Source organism: Mesonia aestuariivivens (genome assembly GCF_019311235.1).
In the GTDB taxonomy this organism is placed as follows: Bacteria; Bacteroidota; Bacteroidia; order Flavobacteriales; family Flavobacteriaceae; genus Mesonia; species Mesonia aestuariivivens.
This window is the reverse complement of sequence record NZ_JAHWDF010000014.1, coordinates 45943-61399: the sequence shown is the minus strand read 5'-3', so window position 1 is coordinate 61399 and position 15457 is coordinate 45943. Positions and strand designations below refer to the sequence as shown.

At 32.9% G+C, this 15457-nt stretch carries 18 protein-coding genes; 7 read left to right on the top strand and 11 right to left on the bottom strand.

Annotated elements, in window-relative coordinates; translation table 11 throughout:
* Positions 1–5: 5 nt before the first annotated feature.
* Together KW502_RS12420 and KW502_RS12415 are read right to left on the bottom strand one after the other, a co-directional pair.
* Complete coding sequence (locus KW502_RS12420) at positions 6–614, bottom strand: hypothetical protein (protein WP_219040878.1); 609 nt, start codon at positions 612–614, stop codon at positions 6–8.
* Positions 598–1143, bottom strand: a complete 546-nt coding sequence (locus KW502_RS12415; RefSeq protein ID WP_255554233.1) for an RNA polymerase sigma factor — start codon at positions 1141–1143, stop codon at positions 598–600. Before KW502_RS12415 ends, KW502_RS12420 begins: the two co-directional genes overlap by 17 nt.
* Before the next feature lie 95 nt (positions 1144–1238).
* Here KW502_RS12415 and KW502_RS12410 point away from each other — a divergent pair, with 95 nt between their 5' ends.
* Positions 1239–1805 (top strand): DUF2911 domain-containing protein, encoded by a 567-nt coding sequence (locus KW502_RS12410; RefSeq protein ID WP_219040877.1) that lies wholly within the window; start codon positions 1239–1241, stop codon positions 1803–1805.
* Between the two features lie 58 nt (positions 1806–1863).
* On the opposite strand, the gene KW502_RS12405 is transcribed toward KW502_RS12410, so the two are convergent.
* Complete coding sequence (locus KW502_RS12405; RefSeq protein ID WP_219040876.1) at positions 1864–2295, bottom strand: organic hydroperoxide resistance protein; 432 nt, start codon at positions 2293–2295, stop codon at positions 1864–1866.
* 97 nt (positions 2296–2392) lie between these two features.
* On the opposite strand from KW502_RS12405, the gene meaB reads away from it, so the two are divergent.
* Entirely contained in the window at positions 2393–3478 is a 1086-nt protein-coding gene (gene meaB / locus KW502_RS12400) for a methylmalonyl Co-A mutase-associated GTPase MeaB (protein WP_219040875.1), read from the top strand.
* On the opposite strand, the gene KW502_RS12395 is transcribed toward meaB, so the two are convergent.
* Positions 3473–4414, bottom strand: a complete 942-nt coding sequence (locus KW502_RS12395) for an NAD-dependent epimerase/dehydratase family protein (protein WP_219040874.1) — start codon at positions 4412–4414, stop codon at positions 3473–3475. The two genes, meaB and KW502_RS12395, sit on opposite strands and share 6 nt — an antisense overlap.
* 138 nt (positions 4415–4552) lie before the next feature.
* Here KW502_RS12395 and KW502_RS12390 point away from each other — a divergent pair, with 138 nt between their 5' ends.
* The 3 genes from KW502_RS12390 to KW502_RS12380 are packed head-to-tail and all read left to right on the top strand — an operon-like array spanning position 4553 to position 7498.
* Complete coding sequence (locus KW502_RS12390; protein ID WP_219040873.1) at positions 4553–5266, top strand: glycosyltransferase family 2 protein; 714 nt, start codon at positions 4553–4555, stop codon at positions 5264–5266.
* On the top strand, positions 5263–5886 hold the full coding sequence (locus KW502_RS12385; RefSeq protein ID WP_219040872.1) for a lipid-A-disaccharide synthase N-terminal domain-containing protein: 624 nt from the start codon (positions 5263–5265) through the stop codon (positions 5884–5886). The genes KW502_RS12390 and KW502_RS12385 overlap by 4 nt, the downstream gene beginning before the upstream one ends.
* A complete protein-coding gene (locus tag KW502_RS12380) occupies positions 5879–7498 on the top strand; it encodes an ArnT family glycosyltransferase (protein WP_219040871.1) in 1620 nt (539 codons plus the stop codon). The genes KW502_RS12385 and KW502_RS12380 overlap by 8 nt, the downstream gene beginning before the upstream one ends.
* Here the strand turns inward: KW502_RS12380 and KW502_RS12375 are convergent.
* The 3 genes from KW502_RS12375 to KW502_RS12365 are packed head-to-tail and all read right to left on the bottom strand — an operon-like array spanning position 7495 to position 9657.
* Positions 7495–8052: a phosphatase PAP2 family protein gene (locus KW502_RS12375; RefSeq protein WP_219040870.1), complete on the bottom strand. Its 558-nt coding sequence runs from the start codon at positions 8050–8052 to the stop codon at positions 7495–7497. The two genes, KW502_RS12380 and KW502_RS12375, sit on opposite strands and share 4 nt — an antisense overlap.
* Positions 8052–8285 carry a DUF8828 family protein gene (locus tag KW502_RS12370; RefSeq protein WP_219040869.1) on the bottom strand — a complete coding sequence of 78 codons (234 nt, stop codon included), beginning with the start codon at positions 8283–8285 and terminating at the stop codon, positions 8052–8054. The genes KW502_RS12375 and KW502_RS12370 overlap by 1 nt, the downstream gene beginning before the upstream one ends.
* 10 nt (positions 8286–8295) lie before the next feature.
* On the bottom strand, positions 8296–9657 hold the full coding sequence (locus tag KW502_RS12365; RefSeq protein WP_219040868.1) for an MATE family efflux transporter: 1362 nt from the start codon (positions 9655–9657) through the stop codon (positions 8296–8298).
* 134 nt (positions 9658–9791) lie between these two features.
* Here KW502_RS12365 and KW502_RS12360 point away from each other — a divergent pair, with 134 nt between their 5' ends.
* Positions 9792–10391 carry a hypothetical protein gene (locus KW502_RS12360; protein ID WP_219040867.1) on the top strand — a complete coding sequence of 200 codons (600 nt, stop codon included), beginning with the start codon at positions 9792–9794 and terminating at the stop codon, positions 10389–10391.
* A 131-nt stretch (positions 10392–10522) separates the two neighbouring features.
* Here the strand turns inward: KW502_RS12360 and KW502_RS12355 are convergent, their stop codons facing one another.
* Positions 10523–12052, bottom strand: a complete 1530-nt coding sequence (locus KW502_RS12355) for a GH3 family acyl-acid amido synthetase (RefSeq protein WP_219040866.1) — start codon at positions 12050–12052, stop codon at positions 10523–10525.
* A 185-nt stretch (positions 12053–12237) separates the two neighbouring features.
* Here KW502_RS12355 and KW502_RS12350 point away from each other — a divergent pair, with 185 nt between their 5' ends.
* Positions 12238–12843 carry a hypothetical protein gene (locus KW502_RS12350; RefSeq protein ID WP_219040865.1) on the top strand — a complete coding sequence of 202 codons (606 nt, stop codon included), beginning with the start codon at positions 12238–12240 and terminating at the stop codon, positions 12841–12843.
* Here the strand turns inward: KW502_RS12350 and KW502_RS12345 are convergent.
* Genes KW502_RS12345 through KW502_RS12335 form a run of 3 tightly spaced genes read right to left on the bottom strand, consistent with a single transcriptional unit; the run spans position 12840 to position 15420 of the window.
* Positions 12840–13352: a hypothetical protein gene (locus KW502_RS12345; protein ID WP_219040864.1), complete on the bottom strand. Its 513-nt coding sequence runs from the start codon at positions 13350–13352 to the stop codon at positions 12840–12842. The two genes, KW502_RS12350 and KW502_RS12345, sit on opposite strands and share 4 nt — an antisense overlap.
* A 1-nt stretch (position 13353) precedes the next feature.
* A complete protein-coding gene (locus KW502_RS12340; protein WP_219040863.1) occupies positions 13354–14517 on the bottom strand; it encodes a sigma-54-dependent transcriptional regulator in 1164 nt (387 codons plus the stop codon).
* A 3-nt stretch (positions 14518–14520) separates the two neighbouring features.
* Positions 14521–15420 (bottom strand): hypothetical protein, encoded by a 900-nt coding sequence (locus tag KW502_RS12335; RefSeq protein ID WP_219040862.1) that lies wholly within the window; start codon positions 15418–15420, stop codon positions 14521–14523.
* Positions 15421–15457 lie beyond the last annotated feature (37 nt).

Genomic DNA, 15457 nt, shown 5'->3' with positions numbered 1-15457 from the left:
TTCTTTTAAATTTGCTCTCCTTGAATATTTTTTAAATTTTCTTTTTTAATTTCTTTTAATTTATCTTTTAGTTTAAACAAAAGATCTAAACGCAACTCTAAATTGTTAATTAAGGCGCTTACGGTTTGCTCGTCAATACCTGTTTCTTTAATTTCTGAATTTAAGCGTTGGTATTCTTTATCTAGTTGAGCCAATTGCACCATAAATGAATCTATTAAATCTTTATTTTCTGGGGTAATGGTTAACTGTGATAATTCTGTATTGATATTTGCTAAATAGTAATTTTCAATCTGTTTAAATTCTGGAGAAACATCGCTCAAATACAGCTCTTTTTCTGCTTGATTTTCTTGTACTTTTGAATGAGCCTCTACTACTGCATCTGTCTCTTGATGATTAGGGTTTTGAAATAAAAACCAAGAGCATATACCTGCTGCCAGTATAAATACCGCCGCAATTTTCATCCAATAAAACTGAGTTGTAGTTACACTTTTCTCTTCTTCTGGCATATGTTGCGACAACAACTGCTCAAATCTTTTTTCGTGACCGTTTAACATCTTTGTTTGTTGCACGCCTTTTCTTTCTTCTTTAAATATTTCTCTAAGATCCTGTGCCATGGTAAAATGATTTTAACTTTTTCTGCAATTTTTTCTTTCCACGATGCACTAGAGTTCTTGAGCTTACAGCAGTAATGCCTAATATTTCTGAAATCTCTTCGTGATCGTAACCTTCTACTAAAAATAACATTACTGGATACTTATACTTTTCCGGTAATTGTTCAATTTCCTTTTTCACCAAATCTATGGTCACTTCATCACCAATAGACCAGTTATTATCTTCTTCTACAGTCCCTAAAGTCTGCTCATTAATAGCGGTAAAATTCATCTTCTTTGCTTTCAGCATATCAATACTTTTATTAATAACGATACGCTTTAACCAAGCTCCAAAAGTGACTTCTCCTGTAAATTGATGCAATTTTAAAAAGGCTTGTATAAACCCTTCTTGCATCGCTTCTTCAGCATCATGAGCATTTTTTAAAAACCGCAATGCTACATAGTACATCCCATCGCAATATTTATTGTAAAGTTGCATCTGGGCTTTCCTATCATTTCGCTTGCAAGCTTCTATGAGTTTTGTTTGTAACAAAATAATATTGGTTAGTTGCTATTCATTTATAAAGACCTCTTAAAATCGCTAATGTTGCAAAAATTATTATTTAAATTTAGCAGAAAAATAATTTTATGCGTAAAAAGGTAAAATGGACAGTCATCATACTCATGGTCATTGTATTAGGCGGTGTTATTGGTTTTAATTTATGGAAAGGTGAAACTAAATCTTATAGTCCTGAAGGTACTGCCAATTATCAACAAGGAAGCTTAAAAGTAGAAGTTTTTTACAATAGACCGTTTAAAAAAGGAAGAGCAATTTTTGGAGAATTAGTACCTTACGGACAAGTTTGGAGAACAGGCGCTAATGAAGCGACCACCATAGAGGTGAATAAAGATATTTTAGTCGATGGTTCACGCTTAAAATCTGGAAAATACACGCTATGGACCATCCCTAATAAAGATTCTTGGAAAATTATTTTTAATGAAAAAATGTATACTTGGGGAATTGATTTAACCACCAAAGAAGCAGCTAGAGATCCAAAATATGATGTCTTAACACTTGAACTCCCTGTCCACAAAAATCTAAAAACTGTAGAACAGTTCACTATTTATTTTGACCAGCAACAAAACATAAACGTTATGTATTTAGCTTGGGATCATAGCGTAATTAAAATTCCATTTAAAGAACCTGAGAAATAGAAAAGAAAAAGCCTAAAGATAACTTTAGGCTTTATATAATTTACTTCTTAAAAGAATGCTATTCGTCTTCGTCTAATAATAAATTTAAGGTTACATCAATATTATCTCTAGTAGCCCTAGAATATGGACATACTTCGTGAGCTTTATTCACTAGCTTTTCTCCTGTTTCTACATCTACCCCTGGTAAATAAGAATCTAAAATTACCGCTAAATCTAAATCTCCATCTTCAGTTTTACCAATACTTACAGAAGCGGTTACACTAAAATCACCTAGATCTACGCCTTCTTTTTCTGCAATTAGCTCTAATGCACTTCCGTAGCAAGATGCGTAAGCAGCGCCAAAAAGTTGTTCTGGGTTAGTCCCTTCACCTCCATCGCCACCAAGACCTTTAGGTACACTTAAAGATTTATCTATTTTACCGTCATCTGTTTTTACTTCTCCAGATCTTCCGCCAGCAGCAGTTGCTTTTGCGGTATACAGTGTTTTCATAATGTCTAAAATTTATTTTTTTACTCTTCCAATATAAAGAGTTCATGAGTGCTTTTCAAAAATGAATTCATAAATTTGTGCTAAATAAATTTCACACTTGGCTAAAAAGAAAATAAATACCGCATTGAACGAAGCCCAAGAAACTTCACCTGCTAAAAATATTAGCCTTAAAAGTGCTGAACGTATTAAAAACCTTCGAAAGAAAAAGATTGATCCTGAAAATTTAGTTGAACAGATTATTCAGGGAAATAAAACTGCGTTAAGTAGAGCAATCACGCTAATTGAAAGTCAGCAAACCAAACATCAACACGATGTAAACGCTATTATTGAAGGATGTCTTCCTTACGCAAATCAATCAATCCGAATAGGAATTACAGGAGTTCCTGGAGTTGGAAAAAGTACGTTTATTGAAGCTTTCGGAAATTATTTAATTGGCTTAGAGAAAAAGGTCGCTGTTTTGGCAGTAGACCCCTCAAGTTCTATATCTCAAGGTAGTATTTTAGGAGATAAAACCCGGATGGAAGAATTGGTAAAGCAAGAAAATGCTTTTATTAGACCAACCCCATCTGGAGATTCTTTAGGGGGTGTTGCTCAAAAAACAAGAGAATCGATTATTTTATGTGAAGCCGCAGGTTTTGATACTATTTTAATTGAAACCGTTGGTGTAGGTCAAAGTGAAACCATAGTACATAGCATGACTGATTTCTTCTTATTGCTGAAATTAGCGGGTGCTGGAGATGAGTTACAAGGCATTAAACGCGGCATTATGGAGATGGCAGATGCCATCGTCATTAATAAAGCAGATGGCGAAAACCAACAACCTGCGCGACAAGCCAAAGCTGAATTTAAAAAAGCACTCCACCTCTACCCCGAAACGGAAAGTGGCTGGCGACCCAAAGTAAAATTAGCGAGTGCGCTACATCATAAAGGAATTGAAGAGATTGAAAAAATGATTTCTAGTTATGAAAAAGCAACGAAAGAAAATAACTATTTTCAGCATAAGCGGCAAGAACAAAATAAATTTTGGCTATTACAAACCATTAACAATCGCTTAAAAGCTAATTTTTATGATCAGCCTAAAATTAAAGCTGAACTCAAAAAGCAACTCACAGCAATAGAAAATAATGAAACTACTCCTTTTGTTGCGGCTAATTTTTTATTTAACCTAATGAAACATTTATAAAAACTTCTCTTTATACCAATCAATTTGGTGTTGAAGTCCCTCTTTTAAACCTGTAGTGGGATTATAATCTAGTAATTTTTTAGCTTTATCTATATTGGCATTGGTTCGCCATTGATCACCCAAACGTTTATTTGTAACCTTCATTTTAATTTTCAGACTCAATAATTCTTCTACATATTCTATCCCATCTTGCGTCGTATGTTCTACCGTTGTTCCTAAATTAATAATTTCTCCATTTGTAATTTTATAACTATTTATTACCGCTACAATTCCATCAATAATATCACCAACATAGGTAAAACTTCTTAAATGCCTTTCACTGCCTTCATATAATGGAAAAGGCTCTTTCTTAAAAGCACAAGCAATTAATTTAGTATAGAGTTTTTCAGGTCGCTCTCTAGGACCATACACAGAATATAAACGAAGACTACAAGCACTCATTTTTTTGCTTCTAGATTCTGCTAAAACCAATTGTTCTGCAGCAAGCTTGGTTACTCCGTATTTTGAAGCTGGTTTAGGTTCTCTATCTTCAGAAAATGTGGCTTCTAAACCATAAATAGAAGAAGTACCAATATTTATAAAATGTTTAAGATTTTTATTTTGATGTGCAAATTTGAGAAGCTTTTCTGTCGCTATAATATTATTGGTTAAGTATTGTTCAAAGGTGCAACTTTCGGAAATTCCTGGTTGTGCAGCAAAATGAATGATAAAATCAAAATCGGTTGGCAAGAGCCTATAGCTTTCTTCTACTCTTAAATCTACCTCAATAAGCTCTACTCCTTTTTTTACAAGATCTTCAGCGTTAAGTTTTTTTAATTCTACCGCATAATAATCATTAAAATTATCTACTCCGACAACCTCATGCCCTTCTGCTTCAAAACGTTCTGCGGCATGTGAACCTATAAATCCAGCTGCGCCAGTGATTAACATTTTCATTCAGTTAAATAATAGGTTAGTTTGTGTTTTTGAGTGTGCAAAATACAAACAGTAATGATTTAAAAAAAATGTAGTAAAATAAAAAGTTATATATAAAACTTATAATTATTAATACATTTGCACTCCATTACAAAATGCATGAAATACGAATTTACTATAGTTGTTCCTCTTTTCAATGAACAAGAAAACCTCTTACGAGTAGAGAAAGAACTTTCTAATTACCTTAAAATTGCTACAAAAGAGACTTGTATTTTATTTGTAGATGATGGTTCTCAAGACAATAGCTTAAACATAATTAAAGATATTTGCGACAGGCAACCTCATTTTCATTATATTTCTTTTGTTGAAAATCAAGGCTTAAGTGCCGCTATTAAAGCAGGTTTTGATTATGCTGCCACAGAATATATTGGCTACATCGATGCTGATTTACAAACAGATCCTGAAGATTTTAATTTATTGCTTGCTAAAATAAAAGATTACGATCTTGTTACTGGTGTTCGTTCTAACCGAAAAGATTCTTTTACCAAAAATATGTCTTCCAAAATAGCAAATGGTATTCGAAGAAGTTTTACGCACGATCAAATGGATGACACGGGGTGCCCTTTAAAAGTTATTCGTGCAGATTATGCCAAACGAATTCCTATGTTTAAAGGTCTGCATCGTTTTTTACCCGCCATGATTTTATTACAGCACGGAAAAATAATTCAAGTACCCGTTAGGCATTATCCGCGAATTGCCGGAAAAGCAAAATTTCATTTATTAAATAGACTAGTGGGTCCTTTTTTAGACTGCTTTGCGTATTTATGGATGAAAAAAAAATACATTAATTATAAAGTAAACGAAAACGCATGAGCGATTGGCAAATTTATGCTATAGGCCTAATTGCTCAAATTCTTTTTTCTGGAAGGTTACTTTTGCAATGGTTAATTTCTGAAAAACACAAAAAAGTACTTACACCTTCCCTATTTTGGAAATTAAGTTTACTAGCCTCTTTTTTACTTTATATTTATGGATATTTAAGAGATGATTTTGCAATCATGTTAGGACAAGCCATCACGTATTATATTTATATTAGAAATTTGCAATTACAGGGGGAATGGCAAAAAGCGGCTTTACCACTAAGAATTTTAGTTTATATTTTCCCATTATTCATTGTTGTATTTTCTTTCAACAATAATGCCTACGACATTGAAAATTTATTTCACAATACATCGATTCCCTTTTGGTTATTAACCTTAGGGACTATTGCTCAACTTGTATTCAACCTGCGTTTTTTTTACCAATGGATTTATTCTGAAAAAAAAAAGCAATCCATCTTACCTTTGGGTTTTTGGATACTTAGTTTAATTGGAGCTTTATTAATCTTGGTTTATGCCTTTTTACGAAAAGATCCTATTCTTTTTATAGGCCATTTTACAGGCAGTTTCATTTACATTCGTAATATTATATTAAGTCGTAATAGTCATGAATAAGAAAAAACATTATACCTACTATTTACTGATCATCATTGGATTAATATTTTTTGTGAATCTTGATGTGATCTATGTGAATATTATGGAAGCTAGAAATTTTATTTCCGCCAGAGAAATGGTTCGTCTTGACCATTGGTTATTAACGACTTTAAATAATATTCCGCGTTACCAAAAACCCCCATTACCTACATGGCTAACTGCCTTGTTTGGAAGTTTAGATCAATTTAAAAGTTTAATATTATTAAGACTTCCTGCTGCTTTATGCTCTTTACTACTCATAATTGGCTTTTACAAAACCTTACCTAAATTTGAGATTACTAAAACCCAAGCTTTTCAAGCTGCTCTAATTTTAGCGACCTCCTTCTATATTATTTTTTCTGGAAGAAATGGACAATGGGATATTTTTACCCATGCCTTTATGATGATTTCTATTTATTACCTATGGAAATTCTTCAATACCAACAAAAACCTATATCGTTATGCACTTCTAGCCTCTATATTCTTCGGTTTTTCATTATTAAGCAAAGGTCCTGTTTCATTATACGCATTGCTTTTGCCCTTTTTAATTAGTTACGGAATTGTTTACAAGTACAAAAACCTTAAAAGACGTTGGTTACCTTTATTACTTTTTCTTTTGGCAGGTATACTAATCGGAGGCTGGTGGTTTTTTTATGTACGCTGGGCAGACCCTGCCGCATTTTTAAAAATTGCTGCAAAAGAAACTTCAAATTGGGGAAGCTACAACATTAGACCTTGGTATTACTATTGGAGTTTTTTTACACAGAGTGGTATTTGGACAATTCCCTCTTTTGTAGCTTTATTATACCCCTACTTAAAAAATAAAGTAAGTAATAAAAAAGCTTATTTATTTTCATTTTTATGGACTATTATAGCTGTACTTTTACTTTCTATTATCCCCGAGAAAAAATCAAGGTATTTACTTCCTGTTTTAATTCCGATGGCTTTTAATACCAGTTTTTACATCGAATACCTTATTAGAAAATTTAGCACACTCTCTATTAAAGAGAAAGGAGCTGTTTATATTAACCATGGTTTAATTGCGCTAATTGGCTTTGCCTTTCCTATAGCAGGATATTTCTTACTTGATCTTCATGGCATCTATTGGGTTTATTTTATACTTACTTCAGTTGGTTTATATTGTACCGCCTGGATAATGCTTCAGAGCCTTAAAAAGCAACACTACAGCCGCGTATTTTATAGCACAATAGCATTTGTTTGCGTGATTATGTCTTTTGGATTTCCGTTAGTAAAGACTTTATTAGACAACCCTAAATTTCATAATTTTAATGAGCTTCAAGAGTTAGCTGAAAAAGAAAATTTTGAAGTTTTTGATTATGGCGGGAAAACTCCTGAAATTATTTGGGCGTACGGAAAACCTATCCTCACAATTTCTAAAGACAGTATACATATACCAAATGCTAATAAATTTGGTATTTTAATGGCTGAAAAAGACTCTAACTATATCCAAAAATTTATAGATTATAAAGTCATAAGTTCAGATCGTTATGATTTAAATTATGTACATCCTGATAAAAAAGGTTACAAAAGTAGATTGATTAGAAAATTCTACCTACTAGAAAGAAAAGACTAAGAAAATCGTTTTAATAAATATTGCTGTAATTTATAAAACAACCAGCCCAATAAAGCTCCAATAAGCATTCCGGTGATTACGTCACCCGGATAGTGTTTTCCTACATAAATTCTACTATAACCTACTACAGCAGCCCAAAAAACAAGCCCAACAAGTGCATATTTATACCATTGTTTTAAAATATTACCTAGGTAAAAAGCTAGAGCCATTGAGCTTGCGGCATGTGCTGAAAAATAACCATAACTGCCGCAATAATCTAATAACATTCTACCTTGACTTATAAATGCTTCTTTGCAAGGTCTTGGTCGCTGAAAATAATCTTTAAAAACGTTAGCCAGCTGATCTGTACATGTAATTAAACCTGCCACTAAAACCACAGTGATTAGCGTAGGCTTTAATCCATAATTTTTATACAATAAGTAGAGCAAAAATGCATAAAGCGGAATCGATGCGAATTTATGCGTTATAAATACCCAAAACCAATCCCAAGTGGAAGAACCTAAGTTATTAAGGTATAAAAATAACTCTTGATCTAACTGAATCAATTCTTCCATTAATCATTTTCTTGGTAGCGTTCTACTTCACGATCATAAAATTCTGAAGCTTCAACAATTAAATTTTCTGCTTCATTTTCCAATTCTTCTTCATCATTTTTATCAAAATCTTCTAACCATTCTACCTCATCGTCTTGTAAATTGATGATAAATCGAGGAAATTCTGTATGAATCACAAAAATAGCTTCTGGATAATCGGTATTATCGCCTAAAATAAATCTTGGAAACTGCATACTATATTTTTTATAAGAGGTCTTTAATTTCACCTCTTTCTATTAGTTTTTTACTTAAATAATTAAATCGAATATACAACATTATTGATGATGCTGACAAACCTGCCAATAAACCAAACCAAATTCCCATACTGCCCAAAGCACCTTCTTTACCTAAGAAATAGGAAACCGGAAAACCAATAATCCAGTACGAAATAAAACAAATTAATGTGGGATATCTCACATCTTGCAAACCTCTCAAAGCTCCCAAAATCACCACTTGCAAGCCATCACTTAACTGAAATAAAGCGGCTACAATTAGCAGTTGTGCGGCTAGTTGAATTACCTCTAAATTATCAATATAAAAAACAGGTAAAATATCTTTCAGCAAAATAAATCCTAACGCGAAAAAAGCTTCAATAATAAATACTAAAAAAAATGTTGAAAAAGCAATTCTCCTTAATTCTTTATAATTATGCTGCCCTTTTTGATTACCAACTCTAATCGTAGCTGTAACACCAATACCAACAGCAATCATAAACGTCATCGAACTTAAATTAAGTGCTACTTGATTGGCAGCTTGTGCATTCGTTCCTAACGTTCCTGCTAGAAAAACAGAAGCTGTAAAAATAGCTACTTCAAATAACATTTGTAATGCGGTAGGAAAGCCTAAATTAAACAAACGCTTAAATATTTTTTGCTGAAGTGATTTTTTAGCCCAAATAAAATAAGTGCTGAATTTCTTTTTCTTTTTTAAAATAACATACAAAAATCCCAACATAAAAAAACGCGATATTAACGTTCCTATAGCGGCACCTTCTAATTCTAATCTCGGAAAAATCCAGACCCCATAAATTAGTAAATAATTAAAAAGTACATTCACCAAATTGGCAAGAATAGTTGCATACATGGCGTATTTGGTTTGCGAGAGGCCATCGCCAAATTGCTTAAAACCCTGAAAAACCATTACTGGCAATAAAGAAAAGGCAACAATATCGATATAAGGTAAAGCTAAATCTACTACATCTTCAGGTTGATTAAGATGAAATAAAATTGGCTTACACCACCAAACTACTCCAAAAAGTAACAAACCTATTACTGTACACATGATAATCCCGTGCTGAAAATACGCTCTTCCTTTTTCTATATTTCCACCGCCATCGGCTTCAGCAATTAATGGGGTAATCGCAAAACTAAAACCTATACCTACAGACAGCGCGATAAAAATTAAACTATTACCCAACGAAACTGCTGCCAGCGGAGCGGCACCTAACCTACCGACCATAATATTATCGGCCAAGCCTACCAACACATGACCTAATTGCCCTAACATTACTGGATAGGCAATATTTAGATTCTTTTTAAATTCTTGAGTATAGGCTGTAAATTGCATTGTAAGCTCTTTAATGGCGTGCAAAGATATTGGATTTATAAAGAATTCTATTTTAAAATTAGAGGAAGTTTTAAGAGTACTTTAGTAGCGTTTCATCTTATGAACTTTTAACTTGTAAAAAATTAATTATTTAAATGAAGTATACCAATAAAGAAATACCGCTTTCCATCAAAGATCAGGTAGAAGTTGCCCTTAGTTACTACCCGCAACTTAAAGATACTCCCATTGCTTTTAAGTTTAAAAAAGAGATTAAAAAATCGACCATGCAGGCGCAACCCAGTTTTGTGAGTTTTTTAAAGAGCAGAAAAAATAGAGCTTATGTCATTTTAATTTCTGAAAAATTTCATATTGAAGAAGAAGAATTTTCAATCTTAAATGTAGAAGATGAAGTTCTAATTGGTTGGATTGGTCATGAACTAGGTCATGTGATGGATTATAGAGAGCGCAGTACGTTAGGAATGGCAGCATTCGGTTTAAAGTACCTATTTTCTACGGCCCATATTCAAGAAGTAGAACGTGCAGCCGATACTTACGCGGTTAAACATGGGATGTACCAATACATTTTAGCCACCAAAAATTTTATTTTAAATAATACCAGTATTTCACCTAAATATAAAAATCGTATCAAACGTTTATATATGTCTCCCGAAGAAATTATGGAATTGGTGAATCATCTAGATATTGCAGATGTAGAGAAAAAAGTTGAGAAAGAATTACAAAAAGAAGGCTCTTAGGCAAAGAACTTTCACTTAAGTTAATGGTAATATTCTAAAATTTTACTTACTGACTTTTTAAAGGGTATATCATTTTAAACAAACAAGATGTCGAAAATAACCTCCACATCTTGTTCATTTTTTAACTATGATTAAGAATTTTGTTTTACAAAATCTGTAAAATCTTTGAACTTCTCTTCATCCATTACTTTTTCCATTTTTACTTGTCCGCCTTTTTTCTTGTTGGCACCACTCCACTCATAAAAAACATCCATGGGTAATAACTTCACTTTCACTCCTTTTAAAGCCTTAGATCTCGCAACACGATAATTTTTGTTCGCCTCTTGTAGGTTTTCATCTAAGGCTTTGGCTAATTCTTCTTCAGAAACTGAAATTTCCTGAGCTGTTCCTAAATGCCAAACGTGGTGAAACTCTCCATCAATTTTAACTGCAGCAACTGTAAACTCTGGCAGCTTAATATCAAATTGTTGTTCTAATTCTTGAATGGCTTTATTCATTTTATTTACCGAAAGCTGAGAACCTACTACATTTAAGAAAAATTTAGTTCTACCTGTAATTTTAATCTCTGCTCTTTCTACATCTGTAAAAGCAATAGTATCACCAATTAAATAACGCCAAGTCCCAGAAACGGTACTCATTAATAAAACATAATCTTTATCTTTTTCTACTTCTGCTAAAGTTTTCACGGGAGCATCTTGGGCTAAAGAGCCATCAGATTTAATATATTCAGGCTCAAAAGGTACAAATTCAAAATAGATCCCGTTGTCTGTAATTAATTGCATAGAAGAAGTTTCTGGTCTTACTTGGCAAGCAATAAAACCTTCTGATGCTAAATAAGTATCTATTACCGTAACGGGCTTGCCTAGTAAGGCTTCAAAACTTTTCGCATAAGGCTGAAAAGCAACGCCTCCAGAGGTATAAGCTTGTAAATTAGGCCAAACTTCATGAATATTTTCAACCTTATGATAGTTAATCACTTCTTTCATCATTAACTCCATCCAAGAAGGAATACCACTTAAAGCGCCTATATCCCAATTTTTAGCATTTTCTGCTATATTTTTAACGCGCTCATCCCAATCATCAATTTGAGAAATTTCTTTTCCAGGTTTATAGTACCCCTCAAACCAAAACGGAATATTACTCGCACTAATTCCACTAATTTCACCTTCTAAATAACCATCTTTTTCTTGCAAATTAGTACTACTGCCCAACATCATAATTTCTTTTTCAAAAAAATCTGAAGGCATATTAAAGTTAGAAAGTGCGGTTACTTGCTTAATTCCTGCATTTCTTATAGCTTCTATCATCTCGTCTGTTACAGGAATACGCTTACTAGATTTACCCGTAGTACCAGAACTTAACGCATAATAAGAAGGTTTTCCTGGCCAGGTAATATCTTCTAAGCCTTCATGTAATTTATACCACCATTGTTCTTGCATTTGGTGATAATCAAAATAAGGTACTTGTTTTTGAAAAGCATCTTCAACATTTTTAGCTTCTAATATTTTCTGAAAACCATAGTATTTACCAAAAGCGGTATCTTTTGCTTTTTCTAACAAATTTTTCAAAACTTTCTTTTGCTCATCGCTGTGATTTGTATCTGATGCAAAATTTCCCGCTACATCTATTGCGCTCTTTATGAGAGACCCTATGATTGCCATGTGTACATATTTTAGTTATGCTTTCAAATATAATTTGAAATGTAATTGAAAGAAAAAGTGCTGCCCTAAAAGTTTGTTAATTGATACTTAATACTTAAGCTATTGAGGTGAAACACAACGATAGATTACAAAATAAATTTAAAAATCCCTGCATATTATTATATTTGCCAAATAAAGCTAAGAAGTTGGATAAAGAAGTCATTATTAGAAGAGTTGCTGAGATTTTAAAAGAAACTCCTGCAGCGATGCAAATTGTAAAAAAAGGAGGAAATCGTGATCGTCGTTTTCACTATTTAGCCAAACATATGGTTGAGAAAGCTATAGAAAAAGATGCCTTAGTTCTTTCTGAAAATGAAATGGGTATTGCTATCGTTTTTCAAAATAGCAAGAGCAAAGATAGCTTTTTGAAAGAAGCCATCGAAGATATTAAACTCGTCTTAAATGTGACAGGCTTTAAAAATGTTAGTAAGATTTTACGGAATCAAAATTATATAAAAGGCCAACGTCCTAAAAATGAAGATTACCTTTACTGTTGGTTTTGGGGTATTTCTAAAGAAGCTAGAGGAGCAGACACTCAAGTAGGAAAACAAATGAAAGATGAGTTTTTAAAACGCTCAAGAGATTTAAACTTGGCGCTTTATGCTGAAACCCAAACTAGAAGAAATACAATTGTGTATCAGAAATTTGGTTTTGAGCTCTTTCATACTTGGAATAGACCAGACGGAAACACCATGTATTTTATGAAGCATCTTCCTGAAAAACTAAAAGCCAAAAACGCTAAGGAAGATTAAGAATTTAATCTATAAATTAATCCAAATGAAAAGGTGTCATACCGCCTACCTGCACTTTTTAAATTAATTTCTGAAAATAATAATACTTTTTCACCTAACGGAAGCGTTCCTAAAAGTTGAATTTTAGCCAAGTGATTTACAGTGCCTGAGTTTTTATAAAGCGAAGAGGTGTCTGGATTATTCTCTTGAATAGGAAAATCATTGAATACATAAGCTAATCCTGTATAAATTTTTATGCTTTGGTAATGAATAACATGATAGCTTCCGCCTAAAGCAATTTCATGATACTTTTCTGTATTTTGAGTATTTACATCTCTTCTAAAGAATAAATTATAATCTGCGAATAGCGACCATTTTTCATTAAAATGATATTGAGATTTTAATTGTACCGCCCATTCGTTTTGTAAACCTACATTAACACTTGCTCCCAACCCAAAATCTAGCGCATGTTGAGCAGAAGCAGAAAACCCTCCGAAGAGGGTTAAGAAAAAAATTACAATTGAGCGCATGTTATTTACTCGCAAAAAGTTGCACATCTTTTTTCTCTATTTTTTCACTCCCTAAGATAATTAAACGTTCCACCACATTTCTTAGTTCTCTAATATTTCCGGTCCAATCATATTCTTTAAGAAGCTGAAGCGCTTCTTCACTAAATGGCTTGGAAGGCACTCCTTGTTCTTGGGTAATTTTTGTAGTAAAATGAGTTACCAACAGCGGAATATCTTCTCGACGTTCGTTTAATTGAGGTACCTGAATAAGTATCACCGCCAATCGATGGTATAAATCTTCTCTAAATTTTTTATCTTCTATTTCTTTTTTCAAGTCTTTGTTAGTCGCAGCTATCACTCGTACATTTACTTTAATGTCTTTGTCACTCCCAACGCGCTGTATTTTATTTTCTTGTAATGCCCGCAATACTTTTGCTTGCGCGGGTAGACTCATATCTCCTATTTCGTCTAAAAAAATAGTACCGCCATTAGCAGCTTCAAATTTCCCAGCTCTATCTTTATTGGCAGATGTAAAGGCTCCTTTTACGTGACCAAATAATTCACTTTCTATTAATTCTGAAGGGATAGCTGCACAATTTACTTCTATCATTGGACCATTAGAACGTTCACTTTTTTGGTGTAACCAGTGCGCAACCAATTCTTTACCCGTACCATTTTCACCAGTAATAAGCACACGAGCTTCTGTAGGAGCAACTTTTTCTATCATTTCTTTGATTTGACCAATAGCTTTAGAATCGCCAATCATCTCATAGTTTTTGCTCACTTTCTTTTTAAGTCGCTTATTCTCTGTCACTAATTCTTTTCTATCTAAAGCAATTCTTACCGTGTTTAACAAACGGTTTAAATCTGGAGGTTTAGAAATATAATCGAAGGCTCCCATTTTCATGGTGGTGACAGCGGTTTCTAAATCGCCATGTCCTGAGATCATAACAAAGGGAGTTTCTGGTTTTATTTTTTTTGTAGCTTCTAGAACTTCGACACCATCCATTTTTGGCATTTTAATATCGCAAAGCACCAGATCATAATCTTCCTCTTTAATTTTTTCCATTCCAGCGAGACCGTCTTCAGCTTCTTCTACGCTATAGGTATCACTTTCTTCAGATAATATTTTTTTAAGCACGCGTCTAATGGCGGCTTCATCTTCAATAACTAGTATTTTAGACATGGGTTAAATTTTAAATTTAATGCCGCTACGTAAATAAAATGTATTATCATTTTCAATCACATAAACGTCATCTCTATTATTATTTCTTATTCTATATTCGTTAAAAACGGTATGACCAGCGTAGCAATAGTAAAGTAAATGTTCTGTAAAATAATGTTCAAAACCTAAACCAATAGTTACGTTTGTCATCGATATATTTTCACCTACTAAATTAGTATTACCGACCGTAACATTGTTCTGAATGTTTGAAAAATAACTATCTAACATAGCGAACAACTGCACGTGTTTTTTTTCATTAAAACTGTATCTAACCAGTGATTTTGGAACTCCGGCCGTGTATGACCAAGTTCTATTAATTTCTTTGTGAAAATTGATTAAGGGAATTGGAAAATTTCTTCCAGGTGTGGTGGTATAAATAAGTCCGAAAATCCAACGGTAAGGTTTTCCTATAATTTGATTATTTTCATCGTATTTTTTTACATCGTTAATGGCATAAACAGCTGCATTATATATAAAATCATCACTAACAAGAGAACGTTCAAAATTAGAAGAGATTCTAACGCTTCCCTTAACAGCTATTCTCCAGTTGGTTTCTTTAATTTTTTTTAGATAACCTAGACTTGCTTCTATGCGTTGGGTATTTCCTATTCGTTTGGGATCAAAAGGAAATTCATCTTCAAAATCTAAATCTAAATACCTGTACTCTGCACCAATAATTAAATAATCTTCTTTAATAGGTATTGGGGCTTGTATAAAACCTCTAAACCTATTCATAGATTGAGCTCCATTAGAAAACGGAATTCTCATATATTCTATTCTCGCTAGATCTGTGGTTTGTGCAGATAAAAAAGCAGGAATCGACAAAAAACATATAAAAAGAATACTTCTAATTTGGTTGGCCATATCTTATTGTTAATTGTGTTTTTACTAAAAAAACAAC

Bases quoted from the DNA above. Each gene is read 5' to 3' on its own strand.
- KW502_RS12420 (WP_219040878.1), bottom strand. From the start codon at position 614: ATGGCACAGGATCTTAGAGAAATATTTAAAGAAGAAAGAAAAGGCGTG.
- KW502_RS12410 (WP_219040877.1), top strand. From the start codon at position 1,239: ATGCGTAAAAAGGTAAAATGGACAGTCATCATACTCATGGTCATTGTA.
- KW502_RS12405 (WP_219040876.1), bottom strand. From the start codon at position 2,295: ATGAAAACACTGTATACCGCAAAAGCAACTGCTGCTGGCGGAAGATCT.
- KW502_RS12395 (WP_219040874.1), bottom strand. From the start codon at position 4,414: ATGAAAATGTTAATCACTGGCGCAGCTGGATTTATAGGTTCACATGCC.
- KW502_RS12390 (WP_219040873.1), top strand. From the start codon at position 4,553: ATGAAATACGAATTTACTATAGTTGTTCCTCTTTTCAATGAACAAGAA.
- KW502_RS12385 (WP_219040872.1), top strand. From the start codon at position 5,263: ATGAGCGATTGGCAAATTTATGCTATAGGCCTAATTGCTCAAATTCTT.
- KW502_RS12380 (WP_219040871.1), top strand. From the start codon at position 5,879: ATGAATAAGAAAAAACATTATACCTACTATTTACTGATCATCATTGGA.
- KW502_RS12375 (WP_219040870.1), bottom strand. From the start codon at position 8,052: ATGGAAGAATTGATTCAGTTAGATCAAGAGTTATTTTTATACCTTAAT.
- KW502_RS12370 (WP_219040869.1), bottom strand. From the start codon at position 8,285: ATGCAGTTTCCAAGATTTATTTTAGGCGATAATACCGATTATCCAGAA.
- KW502_RS12365 (WP_219040868.1), bottom strand. From the start codon at position 9,657: ATGCAATTTACAGCCTATACTCAAGAATTTAAAAAGAATCTAAATATT.
- KW502_RS12360 (WP_219040867.1), top strand. From the start codon at position 9,792: ATGAAGTATACCAATAAAGAAATACCGCTTTCCATCAAAGATCAGGTA.
- KW502_RS12355 (WP_219040866.1), bottom strand. From the start codon at position 12,052: ATGGCAATCATAGGGTCTCTCATAAAGAGCGCAATAGATGTAGCGGGA.
- KW502_RS12345 (WP_219040864.1), bottom strand. From the start codon at position 13,352: ATGCGCTCAATTGTAATTTTTTTCTTAACCCTCTTCGGAGGGTTTTCT.
- KW502_RS12340 (WP_219040863.1), bottom strand. From the start codon at position 14,517: ATGTCTAAAATACTAGTTATTGAAGATGAAGCCGCCATTAGACGCGTG.
- KW502_RS12335 (WP_219040862.1), bottom strand. From the start codon at position 15,420: ATGGCCAACCAAATTAGAAGTATTCTTTTTATATGTTTTTTGTCGATT.